This is a genomic window from Corynebacterium pseudodiphtheriticum, from assembly GCF_023509295.1.
Lineage (GTDB): Bacteria > Actinomycetota > Actinomycetes > Mycobacteriales > Mycobacteriaceae > Corynebacterium > Corynebacterium pseudodiphtheriticum.
Map to the genome: position 1 here is coordinate 1,541,860 of NZ_CP091864.1, position 22,736 is coordinate 1,564,595.

The 22,736-nt window shown below is 55.0% G+C and carries 19 protein-coding genes; 3 read left to right on the forward strand and 16 right to left on the reverse strand.

The genetic code is table 11. The annotated features are described in order from the left end of the window. Positions 1-48: 48 nt before the first annotated feature. The 4 genes from L9H78_RS06930 to L9H78_RS06945 form a co-directional block, all read right to left on the reverse strand. Positions 49-1,056, reverse strand: a complete 1,008-nt coding sequence (locus tag L9H78_RS06930) for a hypothetical protein (protein WP_249619646.1) — start codon at positions 1,054-1,056, stop codon at positions 49-51. A 419-nt stretch (positions 1,057-1,475) separates the two neighbouring features. After that, complete coding sequence (locus L9H78_RS06935; protein ID WP_249619647.1) at positions 1,476-2,429, reverse strand: hypothetical protein; 954 nt, start codon at positions 2,427-2,429, stop codon at positions 1,476-1,478. A gap of 282 nt (positions 2,430-2,711) precedes the next feature. Then, positions 2,712-5,861, reverse strand: a complete 3,150-nt coding sequence (ileS, locus tag L9H78_RS06940; RefSeq protein ID WP_249620758.1) for an isoleucine--tRNA ligase — start codon at positions 5,859-5,861, stop codon at positions 2,712-2,714. A gap of 348 nt (positions 5,862-6,209) precedes the next feature. Then, entirely contained in the window at positions 6,210-6,362 is a 153-nt protein-coding gene (locus L9H78_RS06945) for a zinc-binding dehydrogenase (protein WP_249617419.1), read from the reverse strand. A gap of 224 nt (positions 6,363-6,586) precedes the next feature. Here L9H78_RS06945 and L9H78_RS06950 point away from each other — a divergent pair, with 224 nt between their 5' ends. Genes L9H78_RS06950 through L9H78_RS06960 form a run of 3 tightly spaced genes read left to right on the forward strand, consistent with a single transcriptional unit; the run spans position 6,587 to position 9,500 of the window. Then, complete coding sequence (locus L9H78_RS06950; RefSeq protein ID WP_249619648.1) at positions 6,587-7,390, forward strand: (Fe-S)-binding protein; 804 nt, start codon at positions 6,587-6,589, stop codon at positions 7,388-7,390. Next, on the forward strand, positions 7,390-8,865 hold the full coding sequence (locus tag L9H78_RS06955) for a LutB/LldF family L-lactate oxidation iron-sulfur protein (protein WP_249619649.1): 1,476 nt from the start codon (positions 7,390-7,392) through the stop codon (positions 8,863-8,865). The genes L9H78_RS06950 and L9H78_RS06955 overlap by 1 nt, the downstream gene beginning before the upstream one ends. Further along, the gene (locus tag L9H78_RS06960; RefSeq protein WP_249619650.1) at positions 8,865-9,500 is read left to right on the forward strand and encodes a LutC/YkgG family protein; all 636 of its coding nucleotides are present in this window, start codon (positions 8,865-8,867) and stop codon (positions 9,498-9,500) included. Before L9H78_RS06955 ends, L9H78_RS06960 begins: the two co-directional genes overlap by 1 nt. 309 nt (positions 9,501-9,809) lie before the next feature. On the opposite strand, the gene L9H78_RS06965 is transcribed toward L9H78_RS06960, so the two are convergent. From L9H78_RS06965 to mraY, 12 genes are all read right to left on the reverse strand, one after another. Then, positions 9,810-10,886: a DivIVA domain-containing protein gene (locus tag L9H78_RS06965; protein ID WP_249619651.1), complete on the reverse strand. Its 1,077-nt coding sequence runs from the start codon at positions 10,884-10,886 to the stop codon at positions 9,810-9,812. 206 nt (positions 10,887-11,092) lie between these two features. After that, a complete protein-coding gene (locus L9H78_RS06970) occupies positions 11,093-11,383 on the reverse strand; it encodes a YggT family protein (RefSeq protein ID WP_024272910.1) in 291 nt (96 codons plus the stop codon). 34 nt (positions 11,384-11,417) lie between these two features. Continuing rightward, positions 11,418-11,999, reverse strand: a complete 582-nt coding sequence (locus tag L9H78_RS06975; RefSeq protein WP_249617424.1) for a cell division protein SepF — start codon at positions 11,997-11,999, stop codon at positions 11,418-11,420. 56 nt (positions 12,000-12,055) lie between these two features. After that, complete coding sequence (locus L9H78_RS06980; RefSeq protein WP_249619652.1) at positions 12,056-12,862, reverse strand: YggS family pyridoxal phosphate-dependent enzyme; 807 nt, start codon at positions 12,860-12,862, stop codon at positions 12,056-12,058. A 13-nt stretch (positions 12,863-12,875) separates the two neighbouring features. Beyond that, positions 12,876-13,565, reverse strand: coding sequence for a peptidoglycan editing factor PgeF (gene pgeF, locus L9H78_RS06985; RefSeq protein WP_430622717.1), 690 nt, complete (start codon positions 13,563-13,565; stop codon positions 12,876-12,878). Between the two features lie 90 nt (positions 13,566-13,655). Further along, complete coding sequence (ftsZ, locus tag L9H78_RS06990; RefSeq protein WP_249617427.1) at positions 13,656-14,906, reverse strand: cell division protein FtsZ; 1,251 nt, start codon at positions 14,904-14,906, stop codon at positions 13,656-13,658. Between the two features lie 201 nt (positions 14,907-15,107). After that, a complete protein-coding gene (locus L9H78_RS06995) occupies positions 15,108-15,764 on the reverse strand; it encodes a cell division protein FtsQ/DivIB (protein WP_064834393.1) in 657 nt (218 codons plus the stop codon). A 2-nt stretch (positions 15,765-15,766) separates the two neighbouring features. Continuing rightward, positions 15,767-17,284 carry a UDP-N-acetylmuramate--L-alanine ligase gene (gene murC / locus L9H78_RS07000; protein WP_249620759.1) on the reverse strand — a complete coding sequence of 506 codons (1,518 nt, stop codon included), beginning with the start codon at positions 17,282-17,284 and terminating at the stop codon, positions 15,767-15,769. A gap of 111 nt (positions 17,285-17,395) precedes the next feature. After that, entirely contained in the window at positions 17,396-18,538 is a 1,143-nt protein-coding gene (gene murG, locus L9H78_RS07005; RefSeq protein ID WP_249619653.1) for an undecaprenyldiphospho-muramoylpentapeptide beta-N-acetylglucosaminyltransferase, read from the reverse strand. Continuing rightward, entirely contained in the window at positions 18,511-20,055 is a 1,545-nt protein-coding gene (locus L9H78_RS07010) for an FtsW/RodA/SpoVE family cell cycle protein (protein ID WP_347276356.1), read from the reverse strand. The genes murG and L9H78_RS07010 overlap by 28 nt, the downstream gene beginning before the upstream one ends. A 2-nt stretch (positions 20,056-20,057) precedes the next feature. Further along, complete coding sequence (gene murD / locus L9H78_RS07015; protein WP_249619654.1) at positions 20,058-21,575, reverse strand: UDP-N-acetylmuramoyl-L-alanine--D-glutamate ligase; 1,518 nt, start codon at positions 21,573-21,575, stop codon at positions 20,058-20,060. A gap of 7 nt (positions 21,576-21,582) precedes the next feature. Beyond that, positions 21,583-22,680, reverse strand: coding sequence for a phospho-N-acetylmuramoyl-pentapeptide-transferase (mraY, locus tag L9H78_RS07020; protein ID WP_021353838.1), 1,098 nt, complete (start codon positions 22,678-22,680; stop codon positions 21,583-21,585). Positions 22,681-22,736 lie beyond the last annotated feature (56 nt).

Sequence of the window (22,736 nt, forward strand, 5' to 3'; positions counted from 1 at the left end):
CGACACCGCCAACGGCCTTGCCTTCCGACAATCTGGCGAATTTTTAACTTAAGCCTTCACCACGACGGTTTGGACTTCCGCCAACTTGCCGACCGGGCCGATCTTGACTTGATCGCCTACCTGTAGGTTCAGGCTCTCCGGCACCGCAATCTCAAAATTCACAAAACCTTGCGCATCCTTCTGTGCGTTCTGCACACTCACCTGCGCAAACAGCGACCGAGGGAAGAAGGCTGCAATCTGCTGCTCCGAAACACCCTCGGGCAGTTTCACTTTCCCGGTTATTGTCTGAGCTCCAGCAGCAATCTCGTCGACAAGAATCTGTGTCTGCTGCGTTTGTGCACCATTATCTGCGCTGTCCGCGCTATCTTCCCCGGCACCTGAGCCTTCCGCTTCAACCAGCAACATAGCACCCCCGTTGCGTATACGCTGTGGTGTCGGGGCGCCCTCCCCCGTGTATACAAACACCTGGTGATGCTCCCGCAGCCGTAGACTTTCGGGAACCGGGATTTCGAATTTCACCAATTCAGCTTTACCCGGGTTTTTCTTCTTCGCAGTAACTGTGACAAAGTTACGGCGCGGAAGTGCTGCGCTAATTTTCTGCTCATCCTGATCTGCCTGGAGATACACCGTGCCGGTTACAGTCCGGGCCCCAGCTTTGATGCGGTCTACGCTCACGCCGGTCTGGTAGTCACGATCGAGGTCGTCGGTTCCTCCAGCGTTTCCTGGCTTATCAGTGTTTTGGTCGATGGTGCCAGCTGCGGCTCGCACCAAAGCTAGGTTGAGTCCTACTTTGGAGATACCTAGTTCTTCGATAACCTGCGTCAAGTCGCTATCCGACAGTTGAGCAATTTGCTGGACCGACAACCCACACGAGACCTTCAGATGCTTGGCGACGACAATCGAGACGTCCCCTTTGAAACCGGCATCTTCGACGACCTGCTTGCCGCAACCCAGGTGCGACGGCGCCGCCTGGGCAATTGGCGAAAGAGTGGAGACAGCGGGAGCCGCGATGGACAGGGACAAAATGGCAGTAGCCAGAAGGCGCTTGTTAAGCATGAGAGGGCCTTTCGCAGTAAACAACAAAACGGAAACTGATCGTCAAAGTTCGATTCCGCTAGCGCGAGCACTGGACTCAGATATTCCCAGGCTTCTGCCAGAAGGCATCGTCATCGAATCACTTGATTGATCGATCGCAGAAAACTAGTCCGTCATTTGTTTGGTTGTCAAAACAAGGTCACTACCAGTACTTTTGCTATTAAAAATAATCTGAATAGTTCATTAAAATTTCATCGTTAAGCTTGGGGTTTACTGAACCGCCGGAGACGTTAAGCAACCGCACAAAATGGGACGCCCCTTGCGCTCCTCCCCAAAAACACAAAACCGGAGCGCCTCATTCAATGAGGCGCTCCGGGAGGTTTCACCGTCTGCGCTAAACCACAAGCACACAGCCGCGGTTTACTCAGCGATACACAGTCTTAGATCTTGATGTTGAACTGAGCCAAGAAGTCGCGGACAGGCTGCAAGAAGTGCGCTCCACCCGCATGGTGGTTAATCAAGTGCACAATTCCACCAGCCAGTGCAGCTAAGCCACCAAGACCAGCCAAAGCAGCGGCTACTGCGCCGAAGTCCGAGCTTCCTTTTGGCTCCTTCGGCTCAGCAGCAGGCTTCTCGTTTTGATCTTGCTCCTTGTCACCTTCAACGACGTTGTCCTCGCCACCCGGTGCTGCTGCAGGTTTAACGGTGACATTTTTGCCAGGCCCCTCGTTGGTTCCAGGGATCGCAACATTAGGGACAGGGGTGACGAATACTTCGTCACCGGCCTTCAATTCGACGCCTTCCGGAACTGCAATCTCAAAGTTCACGGTTGCAGCCGCAGCAGGGGCATCTAACTGGGTTTTCGCAACCTGGCCGCCAGGGAACGTAGCAGCGAATTCGTATTTCTTTGCGCTTGGGTACAAACGAACAGTTCCGGTGACTTTCTTGTCTCCCGCTGTGATGTCGTTTACCTGTGGCGAAACAATCATCTGCTGGTCGGCAGCATCGCCGTCTGCGTTATCCTGGCCGCCGGCTTGCCCGGCCTCATTAGCACCAGGGCCTTCTACAGCAGCCCGGTTCACCTGTGCAGCATCGAGACTGTTGATCTGTTCATCAGTGAAAACTGCTTCATCGTTTTTATTCTTCAGCTCTTTCGCAACGCTCTTCAGCTCATCAACGCTCAACTGAGAAATCTGCTCTTCAGTCAAACCACAGTTCTTTTTCAAATGCTGTGCAACCGCAATCGCCGGCTGTGAGTTGAAATCCAAACCACTGACAAAACGCTGCTCGCAATTCTGGTGCGAATCAGCTGCCTGCGCGACTGGTGCAACGGCAGGAGCAACGAGAGAAACAGATACTGCTGCAGCAGCTAGAATGCGCTTATTAAATTTCATGGAAAACCTTCCAACACAAGATATCAAGAGACAAAGACTGCTAACACCAGGAACGAAGCACAACCACAGGCCGCAGAAAATTCAGCACCCTGGGTGATGTAAGCAACTTTTCCAATGTAATTATCAGCCTGTTATCAACGTATCCGGGTGAATATACAGCGTCAAACTACCGCAGATCCCATGATCCTTATCGCTACCCCAAAACACAGAAAAACCCCAGTTTACCGGAAAGGTAACCAGGGCTATCTCAGTTTGGCAAGCGTTTACGGGCGCGTTGTTTACCTAAACAAGCTGCACAGCAACGCTCACGCCATCGAGCACGCGGTAGACATTGTCGCCTTTCTGTGGCTCGGTGACCACCTGCAGGTCCGTTGCCAATACCTCGCCCGCGATGTGCTCGCGGTGGCGGTTCGCCCACTCTTCTTTGTCTGCAGGAACCGACAGCGTGGCGGTGATGCGATCGCTGACCGCAAAATCAGCAGCCTTACGCGCATCCTGGATACCGCGAATCACATCAGCTGCCCAGCCTTTGGCTTCCAGCTCCTCGGTCACCGTCATATCCAGCACTACCAAGCCCTCTCGGCCAGCAATCTGTGCAGTGGAAGCCGCATCCGCAGCCACCAAACGCTCGGTGTATTCGCCTTCACGCAGCTCGACACCGTCAGCAAGCACCATGTCACCAGAGCGCTCATAATTGCCGGACTTCACAGCCTTGATCGCGCGCTGCACGTCCTTGCCCAAACGAGGGCCTGCCACCTTAGCATTGACGACGACCTCGAAACGGCCCACCGAATCCACATCATCGGTCAGCTCAACTTCGTTGACGTTCACCTCATCACGGATGATATCCGCGAAATCAGCCAGTTGTGCAGACTCTGGCATCGCGACCAGCAGCTTCGGCAATGGCAAACGGTTACGCAGCTTATTCGCCTTGCGTACCGACGATGCTGCCGAGCACACCGCGCGGGTGTAGTCCATGGCGTGCACCAGCTCGTCGTCGGCAGGCAGATCACTGGCAGCCGGGAAATCAGCCAGGTGCACCGAACGCTCACCAGTCAGACCTCGGTAAATGACCTCCGCAACGTGTGGCAAAAGCGGGGCTACCGTGCGGGAAACGATCTCCAACACCGTGTACAAGGTATTGAAAGCCTCTGGGTTGGCCTCGTCGCCCTCCCAGAAACGATCGCGCGAACGACGGACATACCAGTTGGTCAGCGCATCGGCGTAGACACGCACGGCCTCGGTGGCATCGGCAATATTGGTATTAGCCAATGCCGTGTCGACAGCGTCGACAAGATCGTGGGTCTTAGCCAAGATGTAACGGTCCCGCACATCGGTAGAATCCACCGACCACTGCGCTGGCTTGCTGGAATACAGCTGCAAGAAGGTATACGCATTCCAGATCGGCAAGATTGCCTGCCGCACACCATCGCGGATGCCCTGCTCAGTGACAATGAGGTTGCCGCCACGCAGGATCGGGCTGGACATCAAGAACCAGCGCATCGCATCCGAGCCGTCGCGGTCAAAGACCTCATTAACGTCCGGGTAGTTGCCCTTGGACTTCGACATCTTCAGCCCATCATCGCCCAGCACGATGCCGTGCGCAACCACCTTCTTAAACGCCGGACGATCAAACAGCGCCGTGGACAGCACATGCAACAGGTAGAACCAACCGCGGGTCTGGCCGGAATACTCAACGATGAAGTCCGCAGGGTTGTGCGATTCAAACCATTCCTTGTTCTCGAATGGGTAATGCTTCTGCGCAAACGGCATGGAGCCGGACTCAAACCAGCAGTCCAGCACATCCGGCACACGACGCATGGTGGACTTGCCAGTAGGATCATCAGGGTTCGGGCGCGTCAACTCGTCAATATCCGGGCGGTGCAGCGAGGTAGGACGCACACCAAAATCACGTTCCAGCTCGTCCAGCGAACCGTAGACGTCGATACGCGGGTATTCCTCATTGTCAGAGATCCACACCGGAATCGGCGCGCCCCAGTAACGGGACCGCGAAATATTCCAGTCACGAGCACCTTCCAACCACTTACCAAACTGGCCATCACGGATATGCTCCGGAATCCACTCAATCTCGTTGTGGTTCAGCTCCACCATGCGATCACGAATCTTAGTCACAGCGACGAACCACGCTGGCATCGCGCGATAAATTAATGGCTGGCCAGAACGCCACGAGTGCGGATACGAGTGGACAATAACTTGGTGCCGCAGAACCCGGCCCGTCTGTTTCAGGTCACGGATGATGTTCTTGTTGGCATCAAAAACCAACTGGCCTTGGTAATCCGGGACATCCGCGGTGAATTCACCATCGGCATCCACCGGAATAACCAACTCAATATCGGCTTCCTGGCAGGTAGCCATATCGTCTTCACCAAAAGCAGGCGCTTGGTGAACCACACCAGTACCGCCGTCGGTGGTGACGTAATCAGCAGCCAAGATCTGGTAGCCGTTTTTCAACTCCGGGAAGTATCCAAAGATTGGCTCATAGGTGAAGCCCACCAAGTCAGCGCCCGGCAGAGACAGCACCACCTCGTGGTCTTTGCCCAGCTCTTTCAGGTAAGCATCGCGGAGGTCGTCGGCAAGCAACAACAGCTTGCCCGCAAAACCATCAGCACCGCTCTCTCCTACCCGCACAGCCGTGTAGGTGACCTTCGGGTTTACCGCTAACGCCGAGTTCGAGGGCAACGTCCACGGTGTTGTCGTCCAGGCAACGGCCTCAACATCGCCGAAGATTGGGTTTTCTTGCAGAGTTTTTTCTGCAGCCGAGCCCGAGCGCGCACCAGTCAGCGGGAAAGAAACCGTCAACGACGGATCCTGGCGCTCCTTATAAGAATCATCCAAGCGAGTCTCTTGGTTAGACAACGAAGTGTGCTCAGCCCAGGAATACGGCAGCACACGGAAACCCTGATAAATCAAGCCCTTGTCATACAGTTCCTTGAACGCCCACATGACAGATTCCATGAACTCGATGTCCATAGTCTTGTAGCCGTTCTCGAAATCGACCCAACGAGCCTGCCGGTTAACGTAGGCTTCCCACTCATCGGCGTATTTCAAAACAGAAGTAGCGCAAACCTCATTGAACTTCTCCAGCCCCATTTCCTCAACCTCATGGCGCTGGTTAATGCCCAACTGTTTTTCGGCTTCCAGCTCGGCAGGCAAGCCATGGCAATCCCAGCCAAAAACACGAGGGACGTAATTTCCAGCCATGGTGCGGTACCGGGGGACGATATCTTTCACATAGCCGGTGAGCAGGTGCCCGTAATGCGGCAGACCATTGGCAAACGGAGGACCATCATAAAAAATATATTCTGGAGCGTCTTTACGCTGGTCCAGCGAAGCCTGGAAAGTCTGATCCTTATTCCAATAATCCTGAACGATGGATTCCATCGCTGGGAAGCTATTAGTGCCATCGGTCATGTCGACCTTCGGGTACACGCTACCGACAGCGGTGTGGTCATTAGCAGGAATTGCCTCTGTCTGGCTCTCTACAGCTCGGGCTTTTGCATCCTGGTTTTTCGCAGCCACGGTTATTCTCCTTCACACACGAATGTTCGCGACGCAGGGACGCTACTGATAGCGCGGTACCACCCTGCTTGGAGACGGAGCTGATTAACACCAACTACGCTTCCCACTTCATTGTGGTGAAGGTTTCACCTTGTGGCCCGGTTCTAATGAGCGCCCGTGTCTTCTATAAGAAGAACAAGCGCCGTTCTTCCGGAAAGCTCCCCGGTGATGGCCGGATCATAGCAACGAAAACTAAGCCTACTAGTTTTTACGGACAACGTCGACAAGCAACAGCACCAACGCCACACCGGCTCCCCCAAACAGCAATGCCAACCAGGCAGCTGCGCCCGTCGACAAAAACAATACGAGCCCCAGGAAAGCAAGAAACGCCAATATAAGCACCGCGAGCATCATGGTGTCTGTAACCCCGACCTTCCTGCTTACTAAGCATTACCTGTGTGACTTTTTTAGCAATAATTCTATTATGCCACCGAGACGTTGTTATGGCACCGTGTAATTACACGCGCACCATCGCAGCGCTCTAGACCAGACCAGCAGTGTTGCAGAAATCGCCCCGGCGGTCCGATAATTTTATACGATCTTATTTTTGCGTCACTGCGTCACTAAGGACAATTCCCATGAAAATTGCATTATTTGCTACTTGCATCGTCGACGCGATGTATCCGCGAGTGGCACTAGCGACGGCAAACATCTTGGAACGACTCGGCCACGAGGTTATTTTCCCCGAAGGCCAAGCATGCTGCTCCCAGATGCACGTCAATAGTGGCTATCTCAAAGACGCTCTGCCCGTGGTCCGTAACCACGTCTCTGCGTTCAGCAAGGCAGACTACGACGTCGCCGTGGCTCCATCCGGTTCCTGCGTAGCCTCCCTGCGGCACCAACAGCCCATGGTTGCGCAGAAAAATGGTGACCCGAAACTCGCCAAGCACGCTAGTGAAATCGCCGGCAACACTTACGAGCTCTCGCAGTTCCTACGCGATATCGAAGGCATCACCAACGCTGCCGAACAACTCGGCTCCTATTTCCCGCACACCGTGACTTACCACCCGTCTTGCCACGGCATGCGCCTACTACGCTTGGGCACCCGTCAACCCGACCTGCTCGAAACCGTCGGCGGTATCAACATGGTCGAGCTACCGGATAAAGAAGAATGCTGCGGCTTCGGAGGCACATTCTCCATTAAAGACCCTGGTGTTTCCGGTGCCATGGGTGAGCAAAAAGTACGCAATATCGAATCCACCGGCGCGGAAATGTGCACCGGCGGCGACGCATCTTGCCTCATGCACATCGGGGGCATCTTGCACCGCCAAGGTTCGAAGACTCGCACGCTGCACTTAGCAGAAATTCTGGCATCAACCCGCGAAAACCCGTGGAATCCAGAAACTGCCAACGAACTTTCCATCCCGCAGGAGGCGAAATAATGAGCACCGTCGCTTTGGGAATGCCTGCCTATGGCCAGGGCAATATCAACCTATCCACCCCATTCCCGGCCTCTGCTAAGCAGCAAATGCAAAACAAGCAGATGCGCAAAAACATTCACCATGCCACCCACGCGATTCGCGCCAAACGCAATAACGTCGTCGGCGAAGTTCCAGATTGGGAACAGCTGCGCAACGCCGGTTCCGCGATCAAATCCAACGTCATGGCGAACCTTCCGGAACTGCTGGAGCAATTTGCGCAAAACTTCGAAGCAGCGGGCGGCCACGTGCACTGGGCACGGGATGCTAAGGAAGCAAATAAAATAGTCACGGAGCTCATTCGTGAGACCGGTGAAACCGAAGTAAACAAGATCAAATCCATGGCTACCCAGGAAATCGGCCTGGATGAGTACTTGGAAGAACAAGGAATCACCGCTACAGAAACCGACTTAGCTGAATTGATCGTGCAGCTTGGCGAGGACAAACCTTCGCACATTCTGGTTCCTGCAATCCACCGCAACCGCGATGAGATTCGCGAGATCTTCAAAAAGACTATGCCAGAAGCCGGCGATGACCTCACCTCTGAGCCAGCCGTGCTAGCTGAAGCTGCCCGTCGTCACCTGCGCAGGCGCTTCCTATCACGCAAAGTCGCGGTCTCTGGCGCCAACTTCGGTGTCGCCGATACCGGGACGCTGTCTGTCGTAGAATCCGAAGGCAATGGTCGCATGTGCCTAAGCCTGCCGGAAACTCTCATCACCGTGATGGGTATAGAAAAACTCATCCCGACGTTCTCCGACCTCGAAGTCTTTTTACAATTGCTTCCCCGTTCTTCCACCGGAGAACGCATGAACCCGTACACCTCTTTGTGGACCGGCGCATTTGAGGGCGACGGGCCCAAAAATGTGCATGTAGTATTGCTAGACAATGGTCGCTCCGCGGTATTAAACGACGAAGATGGCCGTTCTGCGCTGCATTGCATCCGTTGTTCTGCTTGTTTGAACGTCTGCCCTGTTTACGAGCAAGCCGGCGGCCACTCCTATGGCTCGGTCTATCCAGGACCTATTGGCGCCATCCTGTCGCCACAGCTCACCGGTATCACTTCAGAACAAAACGCGACTCTGCCTTTCGCTTCTTCACTGTGCAACGCCTGCTACGACGTCTGCCCTGTGAAAATCAATATTCCTGACATCTTGGTGCATTTGCGTTCCAAGGCTGTAGACGAACAATCGGGGCCTTCACAGATGGCCGCGCTGATGAAAGCCGCCAGCTTTGTCATGGGGTCGGGTCAAGTTATGAAGCTCGTAGAGCGCGGATTGCCGCTGAGCCGGATTGTCGCCGGACGTTCCGGAACCATCGGTTGGCTACCAGGCATAGCGGGTGCATGGACGTCACAACGCGATATTCCGAAACCACCGAAGCAAGCCTTCCGTCATTGGTGGGCGAAAAACCGCGGAAACACAACAAAGGCGGATTCCTAATGGACCAAAAATACCAATACGATGACGCGAAGACAGAGATCTTCGCACGCCTGCGCAATTCATTGAGCGACCACCCCACCCCACCCGCCGTGCCGCGTGAATACCGGCGCGTCGGCGAACGAACCGGGGCGGAAGTCGTTGACGTACTGATTGACCGCTTGGAAGACTACAAAGCCAACGTCTACCGTGAAGATCTAGATTCCTTGCCAGAACGCATCGGCGCTCTGTTGGAAGATCGCAGCTGTGTAATCCCATCCGGGCTTTATGAAAAATGGTTACCGGATCGCGACTTCATTGTGGATCTCGATGATCAACCCCTAACCATCTCTGACCTCGATTCCATCGATGCAGTTCTTACTGGTTCCACCGTCGCTTGCGCAGATACCGGAACCATATTCCTATCTGCACAACCAAACGAGGGCCGCCGCGCGATCACATTGGTCCCGGACCACCACGTGTGCGTCGTCTTCGAAAAGGACGTTGTGGATTTGGTGCCGCAGGCGCTCGAAGCTATTGAGAGTACCCAGCCCATCACCATGATCTCCGGCCCGTCAGCGACATCAGATATTGAGCTTGAGCGCGTCGAAGGCGTCCATGGACCGCGGCGTTTAGACATCATCATCGTCGCCACATAACCCCACCAGACAACTTTCCCAACCAATTATTAGCCCTTCACAGGTGCTTCCTAACTGCGGGTTAGGCTGGTATATGGTCTGCATCGCTAGTAGATCACATAGCAGCCTAACCCCTTTTTCGTGTGGCAGATCCAGACGAAAAATCCCCAGCACCTGCTAGCCTTAATACAGCACGCTCTCTGAAAACCAGTCCAAAGACGAAAACGCCTGCAGGAATTGCTCCTGCAGGCGTCTTCTGGACTTAACTTTCACCGCGCTGCAATCATCAGCGCAAAACGCTAAACAACGCGGCAGATAGTGTCCTTCTAACTATTTGTTAGTGCCTTTGATATCGCCACTCGGGGCAGCGGAACCACGTGCTTCCAGCTCTTCCAACTGGGATTCCAGCATGGTGCGCAAGCGTGTGCGATACTCACGCTCGTAAGTACGGAGATCTTCGATCCGTGCTTCCAGAGCTGCCTGCTGCTGCTTCACGGTGTTCATAACTTCGGTGTGCTTCTTCTCAGCGTCAGCACGCAGCGAAGCTGCCTTCTCGTTGGCCTGTCGCACCTGAGCTTCCGCACGGGATTCCGCGTCCGAAGTGGTCTGTGCAGCCTTCTTCTCTGCATCCTGAATCATGGTGCGCGAACGAGTCTCAGCATCCTGCAATTGCTTCGAAGACCTCTGTTCAGCGTCATCGACCAGACGTTTAGCTTCGGATTGTGCATCGCTAAGCTGCTTTTCCGAAGTGGACCGGGCATCGTCCAACATAGCCTTGGATTCTGCCTGTGCATCGGCGGTCAAACGGTCCGCCATCTCCTGGGCCAAGCCCAAGACCTTAGCTGCTTGCATGTGGGTAGCAGGGGTAGCCATGCCACTGGCATCTGCGGTGGCCTGAGCTGGAGCATTAGCAGCAGGGGCCGCCGTGGCAGCTGCCGAGCCTGCGGACTTGCTAGTGTCTGCCTTCTTCGCGCTCGATTCCGCAGACTGACGAGCCTGTGCCAGTTCTTTCTTGGTCGACTCGTGCTCAGCTTTAGCCTGGTTTGCCTCGCTCTGCGCCTTGGAAGCGGCCTTGCGGGACTCGTTAAGCTTTTGGTCGTATTCTGCGCGAATTTCTTTTTCAATCTTCGCGCGCAGATCAGATTCGATTTCCGAGCGGAGCTTAGATTCATCCACCGAAGCAGACTGCGCGGAAGCACCAGTTGTGCTGGAGGTGTTCGCCGAAGACCCCTGGGTCTCGGCTTCATCTAGAAGAGCACGCAACTCATCGTTTTCATCTTGCAGCTGTGCAAGAGTGTCTTCAACTAAGTCGAGGAACTGATCCACCTCGTCCTCGTTATAGCCCCGTTTACCAATAGGAGGCTTGTTAAACGCGACGTTATGGACGTCTGCTGGTGAAAGTGGCATTGGCACTCCCCTTCTTAGTCAAGTGACGGCCCCGCGTATGCGGGCGAGACCTGTTAGTTACGAAAATCTCACGCGTTGTATTAACGGTATTAAATTTATCTGACTTGCAGTCTTCTATCAATCTTTGCCCACAGTCACCTATAGCCACCGATTAGCCTCGGGGGCGATTAAGCCCCGCGAGCCAGTCGCTTCGATGGGAGCAGCAACTATAGGAAAACCGCACGGACCAACATGCCGGCCACCATGAGCAGCAAAAACAGCACCAGTACGGACATATCAACTGCCACACCGCCGGTCCGCAGCGGCGGGATAACCCGGCGCAGCGCTTTCACTGGCGGATCTGTCAACATGAACAGCACTTCGGCGATCATGATGAACCACCGCGGAGGCTGGAAGGTACGACCAAAGGATTGAATCATCTCAATAATGATCCGCCCCACAAGTACGAGAGTGTACAAGCGAATGGCAACGAGAAGAATTACTCCGAGCATACTCACGGGCGTCTACCTTACCTGATCCCCACCACCGTGGTTAGCGCAAACCTGCTGCACGTTCCAGATCAATGCTAGTAACTTGAGCATGTTCCGGAACAATCGCGAAAATCTTACGGTCCGTGTCAATTTTAGCGGTCACATTTTTCATCTGCCCACGAAGGGCAAAGCACAGCCCCGCAGAGAAATCAATAATGCGCTTGGCCACGCTCCGCTCTGCATCGGTGATTTCAAAAACCACAACATCGCCGTCGCGGAAAGCCTCACCCATTTTGCGGGCCTCGTCATAGCTGACCAGAGACAAAGGCACCACCGTAGGATTCGGGTTCACTGCAGGTGCCGAGGCTACCTGTGGAGCGACTGCAGCCTGGTAGCCGTCGTACTCACGCCCACGGGCTCCGCTAGTCTCACGCAGTGGCTCGCGATCATAGCCGTAATCGCGGGCCGCAACAGCTTCGCGACGCGGCGGGAGATCCCGGTATCCCCCATCGCGAACGTCATCACGCACACCTGGTTCACGGTAACCTTCGCGACGGTCGTAGTCCGAGGCCTCGTCGTATTCGTAATATGCCTCGTCATCTGGCCCAAAGAAAAATTCTCTGGCAGAACGCATGATAGACATTGGCTTCCCCTTGAATTAGTTGTAATCGGTGTAGAAATTCAGTACTAAGTAGTTGTTTAAAAAGCTACTGGTCGCGGGCCCATTATATCGGTACCGACACGCACGATATCACTGCCTGCGGCGATAGCTTTCTCCAGGTCAGCTGACATTCCGGCCGACAGCTGCAGCCGTCTACCTACACGTTCGGCAAGGGAATCGCACATCATACGAGCATGACGAAACACCGACTCCGCTGCAGAATCCAAAGGAGGTACAACCATCACCCCGGCCAAGGTTACGTTCTTCAGCGTTTCGACGTGTTCGGCAAGTTGCATCAGTGCATCGCCCTGGATTCCGCCACGCGAGGTATCCCCATCGGCGGAATACTGCAGGAACACCGGCAGCGCATAGCCTTCGGTTCGTTGTCCACGCTCAATTGCCAGTGCGATCCCTCGGTCAAGGGCGTCGGCAAGCTTATGCGAATCCACCGAATGCACACTCGATGCCCAACGAGCTACCGCGTTGGCTTTCTTCGTTTGCACCTGGCCAATCATGTGGAACCGCATTCCCGGAAGTTTCTCCGCTTTATCGCGTGCTTCCTGTTCTCTATTTTCGGCCACATCTGTCACACCAAGGTCGGCCAGGCCCGAGATCGACTCTACTGGATGAAACTTGGTCACCGGGAGTAATGTAATTTCTTCAGGATCACGCCCAGCGGCCCGGGCAGCTGTCGCTATACGCTGTGTGGTTTTCTGAAGGTTCCGGCGCAAAGCATGCACGGTCTCGTCTTCGCTTAATCCGGAGCCATCCCGTTTGGATACCCCGGCCTGTGAGGGAAGTTTTTGCGAATCCTCGTGGTGCGCAAAAGGTTTATTATCAGCCATACTCCCTGCCCTGTTATTGCCCGGTCAACCAGATAACGCCTGCTTGGCGTCCGGTAGTACCTTCTCGGCGGTAGGAAAAGAATTCTTCATCATCGATCGTGCACCGCGGGTCGGCTTCAATTGCGGTTACTCCCAACGCCATAAGTTGGCGAACTAGCCCGGTCCGAATATCCAAGCCCGCAGTGCCATTCGCAGTTTTGGTTCGGGAACCTGGAAGGTGCCGCTCGACATCCACCGCCATGGCGTCGGGTACCTCATAATTTTTTCCACTAGCTGCCGGCCCCAGCAGTGCCTGTATCTTATTAGGCTGCGCACCGAGTTCGACCATGGCTTTGACGGTTCGCGGAACGATCCCGTTGCGTGCCCCTATGCGGCCGGCGTGTGCCGCTGCACAGACCCCGGCACTGGTATCAGCTAACAAAACCGGTACGCAATCTGCCACTAGAACCCCTAGTGCCAGGCCTGGCACCGTAGTCACTAAAGCATCGGTAGCTTCAACCGGATTTTCACTGGCTGCAGTCACTACGGTGACCGTATTCGTATGGAGCTGTTCCATCCACTGAATTTTTTGCAGCCCCAACACGCGCTCCAACCGCTCTCGGTTGTGCGCGACCGCTAGCGTGTCATCACCAACGTGGTTCGCCAGGTTAAAGGAATCATACGGTGCTTGCGATTCCCCACCTTTGCGCGTGGTAAACACCATGCGCACACGACGCTTGTCGACGTTGCTGCCGCCCGCAGCTCCGGACCCGGCCGGTGAATGCGAAGATTCCGTAGAAGCCATACTTAGGCCTTAGCGCATGAAATCTGGGACGTCGAGGTCATCATCCGGATCCGTGTCGCGGTGCGGCTGACGTGGTTCCGGTGTCTCTTGGAACCTGTCCGAGGTAGTAAACAAACCACCCGAACGGCTGCTGGGAGTACGAGGTTTTTCGCGCTCGCTAAACAACGATCCACGTTCAGGGCGTGGCGCACGAGGCTCAGTTCGCTGGGTGCGCGCTGCACTTTCTGCGGCAGGTCCGCGCTGTGCTGGCTGTGCAGACTGCCCCTGCGCTTCGTTCTGCGCGGCATGTGAGCCGTATTCGTCTTGCAAGTTAGCTTGCGCATCGAAACCAGTTGCAATGATGGTCACACGCACCTCATCACCGAGGTTGTCGTCGATGATGGTGCCGAAGATGATGTTGGCGTCAGGATCAGCTTTTTCTTCCACCATGGTCGAAGCCTGGTAAACCTCTTGCAGTCCGAGGTCAGATCCGCCGGCAATCGACAACAACACGCCCTTTGCGCCTTCCATCGTCGATTCAAGCAATGGCGAATTTATGGCTTGCTCAGCAGCGGACATGACGCGGTCGTCGCCACGTGCAGAGCCAACACCCATCAATGCTGACCCCGCTTCTGCCATAACCGAGCGAACGTCAGCAAAGTCGACATTGATCATGCCCGGAATGGTGATCAGGTTAGTGATACCCTGCACACCATTGTGCAGAACCTCGTCAGCTGCCCGGAATGCCTCCATCATGGATAGATTTGCATCACCCAGCTGCAAGAGACGGTCGTTTGGAATAACAATCAAAGTATCGCAGACTTCCCGCAACTCTGCGATACCTGCTTCTGCCTGGCGAGAGCGACGTGCGCCTTCGAACTTGAACGGACGGGTGACAACACCGACGGTCAGTGCACCCATCTTTTTAGCGATATTGGCCACCACCGGAGCCGCACCGGTACCTGTTCCGCCACCCTCGCCCGCAGTGACAAATACCATGTCGGCGCCACGCAAGGTTTCTTCCAACTCTGACTTGGAATCTTCGGCGGAGGTGCGGCCAACTTCCGGGTTGGCTCCGGCACCCAGGCCACGGGTCGCTTCACGGCCGATGTCATGTTTGACGTCAGCATCCGAAAACAGCAGTGCCTGCGAGTCCGTGTTAATCGCAACGAATTGGACCCCCTTGAGGCCCTCTTCGATCATGCGGTTCACTGCGTTGACGCCGCCGCCGCCAACGCCAACGACCTTGATATCAGCAAGGTGATTGTTAGGTGAGGTCATAAGAGGAATTCCGGCCTTTCAGGTTCTGCTTGTTCTGCTTGTCGACTTTCGCGGGCGCGTTACTCGACTATCTTGAGTGACACTTGTGTAATTTTGGCGCATATCCGCGCGCGTGTCGAACACCTAAACCTTTACTTTAGGGTATTGAACTGGGCTTTTAACCCAAACGTTCAGGTGATCACCCCCGGGATTACCCCCGAGTTAGCGGACGGTAACCAGCCCTGGATTCGAAATATCCCAATGCTGCCCGTCTCGGTGGAGAACATGCTCCAACGCGGCAGCTTTCTGTTCATTGATTTCGTCGACGCCCCAGTAAATCGTGCGCCCATCATGTAAGTGTAACTCCATCGCATGAGACGCTTTCACTTCGACGGATGCAATGTCACGTCGCATTTCGGCCGGTATGGTCGCAATCGCCGATACGGCTGCATTCACAGCCCCTTCATCTTCGATTGCACCGGAGATTTCTACGGCTTCGTCCGGCGGAGTATCAATAAAAAAGGCATGCCCCTGGTGATCAATCAAATGTGGGCCATCATCATGCTCAATAAAGCCCACAACTTCCCGCTCCGTGATCTCAATTTCCACAGTCGACGGCAGATGCCGGGAAACAGTAACCCCACGGACCCAAGGCTGCTTCGCTATACGAGCAGCGGCCCCAGAAGCGTCTATTCGTAACAGGTTGTCGCCCTCCTGAATAGCACTGTCGTCCAAGATACTCGCCTCTGCAACGCGTTCGGTACCACTAATTTCGACCGAACTGACGCGCAGTACAGGAATAAACCAAAAGACAGCTGCCGTGAGGGCTAGCACCACGACGATCGCGGCTGTAGTAATCGTGATCGGTTTCTTTGCCACGGTTAGCGCCCGGCCTGATCCTCGGCAGCGTGGGGCTTTGGCTGTTCACCATTAGGTTCCGTAGCCTCGCCAGCGCTGACCAACCGCAAATGCTGCAAAATCTCAGGAGCCAGTACGGTCACGGAACCGGCGCCCATTGTCAACACCAAATCATGAGGCCCAGCCAACGATACGACTGTCGCCGGTGCAGCCGCCATGTCTGGTTCATAACGCACCGTGACCGATTCTTCCATGGCGTTGGTAATGATCCTTGAGGTCAACCCTTCCACCGGAGTTTCACGCGCACCGAAGATATCGAGAACCACGCATGCGTCGGCCAGCGAGAGCGCCTGTGCAAATTCTTGATAGAACTCTTTAGTACGCGAATACAAGTGAGGCTGGAAACAAGCAATGACTTTTCCGCCATTGGCCTCAGCTAAGACCTGTTCACGAGCAGCTGTCAGCACCGCCATAACCTCGGTCGGATGATGCGCATAATCGTCGTACACCTTCGCACCATGCAACGCACCGGAAGACACATCGCCATGGTATTCGAAACGACGACGGACGCCTGCGAAACTAGCGACGCCTTCTGCCAGTTTTTGCGGGTCCGCACCTGCAGCGGCACCAGCCAACACCGCTGCAACCGAATTCAACACCATGTGATATCCGGGTGTCTGCACTAAATAATCCAACGCAATATCCCGTTGCGTTGCTACAAACTGGTTGTTCTGAAGTGCTACAGCGTCGGGGACACGCACCTGCACCCCCACGCGAGTACCGGCCGCCAAAACTTGTGTTCCGGTTACCTCTGCCACCAGCAAATCTGCCACTTCTGGCGCTCTGGTCTGTGAGGAGGTTCCGTACCCCAAAACCGCGATTCCACGACGCGCACATGCTACTGCCAGGTCGGCGGTGTGCTTATCGTCCAGGCAAGCCACCAACACGCCGTCGTCTTCGATGAGCTCAGCAAAGTCTTGAAAGACCTGGAAATAATTTTCCGGGCTGCCAAAATAATCCAAATGATCCGGCTCTATGTTGGTTACTACCGCGATAGACGGGCGGTAACGAAGTAGCGAGGCGTCGGATTCATCCGCTTCGGCGACAAAAATGTCTCCACTACCGTGATGGGCGTTTGTGCCTGCACGATTAAGCTGGCCACCGATTGCAAAGGAAGGGTCAGCACCAGCACCCTGCAAGGCAGTAACAGCCATCGACGTAGTCGAAGTCTTACCGTGTGTGCCCGCGATCAGTACCTGGGTATAGCCTTCCATAAGCTCGGCTAGCAGATCTGAACGCCGGATGACTGGGATTCCATGTTCTGCTGCAGCCTGCAACTCCGGATTATCTTTCGGAATTGCAGCGAATGAGGTAACCACCACCGTCGGCAAGCTACCCGTTAACTGTAAATTTTCTGCCTTGTGGCCTACTGCGATCTCAGCCCCCATTGAGCGCAGCGCACGCACTGGACGCGAGTCTTTCACATCGGAACCAGACACTTTCGCCCCACGCGCCAACAGGATTCGAGCCACACCCGACATTCCCGCGCCGCCGATACCGACTAAGTGCACTCGCGACAAATCAACCGTATCCGGATCAGTATTCAATTCAGCGTGCTGTTCTGACACGACAGTCTCCTAGCTCTGAGATTCTTATGTGCTGCTGGCTTCGTGGCTAGTACCTTCCGCGGAGGTGAAAGGAGAAGGATTAACCGAATTATCGAAAATGATACGCTCAGCCAATCGCCACGCAGCATCACCTTGTTGGCTGGCAGCAGCCGCAATGCGCATCCGCTGGTAGGTGCCACTATCACCCAGAATGGAAGACACCTCGTTGTACATCGTATCTGGAGTGAATTTAGCGTCGTCAATCTTACGTGCTGCACCTTCCGCTACCACGGCTTCGCAATTCAAGCCTTGTTCGCCGTTGCCATGCGGCAGCGGAACATAGACAGCAGGTAAGCCGCTAGCGGAGACTTCGGCGACGGTCATCGCACCAGAACGACATACGACCAAGTCGGCTACAGCCAACGCAGCAGCCATGTCTTCGATATACGGCAGGGATACGTAGTGCGGGTGTTCCTGCGGTGGCTGGTTTTTCTTTCCATAGGCGTGCAAAATCTGGTAGCCCGCGTCGACAAGCCTGTCGACGCTGCCAGCTACCGCAGCATTTATCGAAGCAGCTCCCTGGGAGCCCCCGGTAACCAAAATGGTCGGCCGGTCTTCGACAAGACCAAAAATCTCCCGGGCCCGGGCGGTTTTTTCGCCGCTTGGATCTCCCCCAGCCAGCTGTGGACGCACGGGAACACCGACGATATCGCCTGGCATCCCAGATCCAGCAATCGCGTTGAAACCGGTTCCGCCCAACCGCACCCCCATTTTGTTGGCCATGCCCGCCAAAGCATTGGTCTCTAGGACATAAAACGGAATACCAAGCGATTTTGCAGCTAAATAAGCTGATGCAGAAACGTAACCACCAGTGCCAAACACAGCATCCGCACGGTTTTTCTTCAAAATCTTTCGGGCTTGCCGGATGGAACGCAATACCTTAAACGGCAGTGCAAACAAGTCGGCGTTAATCCGGCGCGGCACCGGCACGGGTGTAATCAATTCCAGATCAAAGCCGCGAGCCGGAATGATATCGCTTTCTAGCCCCCGCGAGGTACCTAATGCGAGAACCTGCGCGCCGTAACGGTTTCGCAACACCTCACCAACGGCCAAGGCCGGCTCAATGTGCCCGGCGGTTCCCCCTCCAGCGAGGACAATGGTCAGTGCCGAATCGGTGGTTGACGCCATGTTCCTGATTGGCCTTTCTGGTTCGGGTACGAATTTAGATTATCGTGCATGCCGTGTTTCGAGCTTACGGCCGTGTGCGCTGCTCGTGTCACACTCCGCGAACGCGACGTTACTGCAGCGCCGAAGCGCTGTTCTGTACGACGCTGCTCCGTCCGTCGACGTTCCGGGCGCGATTTTTCCGGCCCACGTGCGGGCTGGCGCCGACCGACACGCTCGCGCGAACGTTGGCCACCAGCTGCGGCGCGAGAAGATCGAACATCGACAGTTGGTTCTGGAATCATAAACACGCGATCAAACAATGGTCGCCCATAGCTTTGCATATACGACACTGCTTCCGGCTCATGCCGCGCCACAGAAGCAAGCAGCCCCATGGCACCGAGCGTAACGACGGTTGAGGTACCGCCGGAAGAAATCAGTGGCAGCTGCACACCAGTCATCGGCATCAAGCCAATGACATAGGAGACGTTATAAAACGCCTGTGAGACGACGGTAGCTGTCAATGTTGCTGCCAGCAGCGACTGGAACTGGTTTTGGGCACGCATGGCGGTGCGCAGGCCAAAAATTCCCAGCAATACGAACATCGCGATGACCAAAACGCCGCCAAACAATCCGAGTTCTTCGCCAATGATGGCAAACACGAAGTCATTTTTGGCTTCCGGCAAATAGAACCACTTAGCGCGCGACTGGCCGATTCCAACACCTGTCATAGAGCCGTCGGCAAGCGACAAGAAGCCCTGGTAAGTCTGAAACGCCGAACCCCGAGTGTCTGAGAAGTTACCCGTGAATGCCCCGAAGAACGTCGTAAAGCGATCACTTCGGTAGCCCCCACCAAGGAACACGAAAACTAGCCCAACCACAAGGCCGAGGACCGCCAAGGCAATCACCCGCCAGTTAATTCCCGCAAAAAACAGAGTGAAACCGACGATGACGGCGAATGTCATCGCTACACCTAGGTTCCCTTCTGCAAGCATGGCTCCGAAAAACAACACGGAGACCAAGATGTAAATCACAAACGGGTTCGTGAGCTTCACTTCATTCAGAGTGCGCGGTGGTCGTTTGTTTGCCAGACTCAACGCGCCAAACATTGCTACGGCAATACGAGCAATCTCCGACGGTTGCAGGCGAATCGGCCCCAACACGATCCAAGACTGCGAGCCAACCTCATTACGTCCAACGCCAATACCTGGAACGAAAACCAACATGGTCAAAATAGCTGCGAAGGCCAAAAACCATGGCGTGAGCTTCTTAACCTTAGTAAAAGGCGTGCGCAATGCACCCCAGAAAACCGCCAGCCCCAACACGACGTAAAAGGTTTGCCTTATCGCTTGCGCCCAGACAGTATTGCCTTCAATGACAGACCAGGTCATGGTCGCAGAAAACGCCATGACGACTCCGATGCCCACCAACACGAAAATGGAAATACGCAGCATTAAATAATCCAAGCCTGGGTGCTTAGGCATGCTGAACTTCCAGTTACGCAAGAAACGTCGACGGCGTTGCGGGGTCTGTGTGGCCATAGTTAACCAGAGTAGTCGGATGTGGCACGAGCAAACAGATCGCCACGCTGTGCCATCCCAGAAAACATGTCGAGGGAGGCTGCGGCTGGAGCGAGCAGCACAGTATCCCCAGCACTTGCCTGCCTATGAGCTGCGGCAACAGCCAAATCCATACAACGTTGCGGATCCTGCTCAGAAATTATCTCCACCGGAATACCCGGCGCTTGCTTATGCAATGTGTCGGCGATGGTGTGCCTATCCACACCAATGAGCACCACTGCTTTCAGCCGGTGCGCTTCTGTACGCACGAGCTCCTCCACGCTGGCTCCTTTTAACTGACCGCCAGCAACCCAGATAATAGACTCCAACCCAGCCATGGCAGCTTGCGCTGCATGCGGGTTCGTAGCTTTGGAGTTATCGATATAGTCGATTCCTGCAATAGTGGCGACCACGGCTCCGCGGTGGGCAGCCACCCGGTAACGTGCCAGTCCAGCCGCAATGTCGTGCGGTGCCACTCCGTAGTCATACGCCGCTGCTGCAGCAGCTCCAGCGTCCAAGATTCCGGCAGCCCCTGGTGGTTGCAAACCTTCGATTTGGGCTAATTCCGTTATGGCGCATTCTTGAGTGTTCTCGCTATCTAGGCCTTCTCCGGCTAAAGCCTCTCCTGCTAGAACTAAAGCGCGGTCCCGTACTCCTACCTGCCCAGTTATCGGCGCATATTGGGTGAAACCACGGGTAGTCCCAGTCCCGCCGGCGTCGGCTGCAGCATCTCGTTCATCGGAAATGCGGCGCGCTTCCGCGTCATCAATGCCCACCACGCGCTTGGCAGCACGCAAAACGGTAGCTTTGTCTGCAGCATAAGCGGCGAAACTGCCATGCCAATCAATGTGGTCATCTGCAATATTCAGCAACACCCCCACATCTGGAATCAGGGTTGGCGCCCAATGGAGCTGGAAACTAGACGCTTCCAGCACCAGGATGTCTACGCGCGGGCGAGCTGCCAGCGCTTCGAAAACAGAAGCACCAATATTGCCGGTAGCCATCGCGCGCTTACCGACGCGTGCACCATGAGCATCCATGATGGAAGTCAGCATCCCAGTAGTAGTTGTCTTGCCGTTAGTCCCGGTGACCACTAACCAATCGCGGCAGGGCCCATATACTCCGGCTCGGTCCAACCGGAAACCAAGTTCGACGTCGCCAATGACCTCTAAGCCCGCTCGTTGCGCAGCAATCAAGAGCGGCGCGTGTGGGGGCCAACCAGGGCTGGTGACGACGAGATCTAGAGCAGCAAGTTCGCGATCACCTTCGAAATCTACTGCAGTAGCTGCAACTGGTATCACCCGTGGTGCGCGGTCTGCTGAGCCATGTGCCCCTTTGTCCAGTGTGAGAAATTGTTTCAACTCCTCAGCAAGCGCAGAAGCTGCAGCCAGATTGTTATCGGCGATAATTACGTCTGCGCCGAGTTGCACCAGGGCACGTGCACAACCAGCACCCGAGACACCTGCACCCGCGACGAGCACGCGCTTGAGTTGCGTTTTCATTAGCGTCCTAACCTGTCAGAAGCAACCATTCGCCGTAGAACAGCGAGGTACCAAAAATCACTGCCATGGCGGAGAGCAACCAGAATCGGATAACCACCGAGGTTTCGGCCCAGCCACCATTTTCGAAGTGGTGATGGATTGGTGCCATACGGAAGAAACGTTTGCCAGTGGTACGGAAGACCACTATCTGGATAACCACCGATGCTGCTTCGATGACGAAAATAGAACCGATGATAATCATCAACAATTCAGTCCGCGTGGTGACCGAAATGCCAGCCACCAATCCACCCAGTGCGAGCGATCCAGTATCCCCCATGAAAATCTTCGCCGGGGCTGCATTCCACCACAAAAAGCCCAAACTCGCGCCTAATCCGGCAGCGGCCAAAATCGCAATATCGAGTGGATCGCGCACCTGGTAACAAGCGGCGTCGACCGCATGGGCGCAAGAATTCCGGAATTGCCAGAAGGTAATCAGCGTGTATCCGCCCATCACCAGCGCGGTGGAACCCGCAGCCAGCCCGTCCAAACCATCAGTGAAGTTCACTGCGTTGGACCACGCGGAGATCAGGATGTACATGAAGATCACAAAAGCAATCGTTCCGATGATGATCCCGCCGGCTGCGATGTCAAAAGTCTCAATATCGCGGATAAATGACAGATTGGTGGTGCCTGGAGTCAGCCCCTCATCGTTCGGAAACTGCAGCACCAAAACAGCGAAGGCGATCGCTAAAAATAACTGCCCGACGAGCTTGCCCGTCTTATTTAGCCCTAAGTTCCGCGACTTAAACAGCTTGATTGAGTCGTCCATAAAGCCAAGACCTGCGAGGCCAAGCATCAAGCCAAGAACTAATAAACCGGATGCGGTGAAAGAGCCCGCATTAGTCAGCCAGCCGTATATGTTGACCAAGACATAAGCAATCGTGATCCCCAGCACGATAGCGATACCGCCCATGGTAGGCGTACCACGTTTACGCATATGCGAACGTGGCCCATCTTCGCGGATCTCCTGGCCCCGGCCCACGTTGGTGAAATACCGAACCAGCACCGGAGTCGTGAAGATTGCGACCAGGAAGCTGATAACGCCGGAGAGAATAATCTGAGTCACTGGTTACTATTCCTTATGCTTTTTCTCAATACTTTTAATCGAAAGCGCTTCGGTTT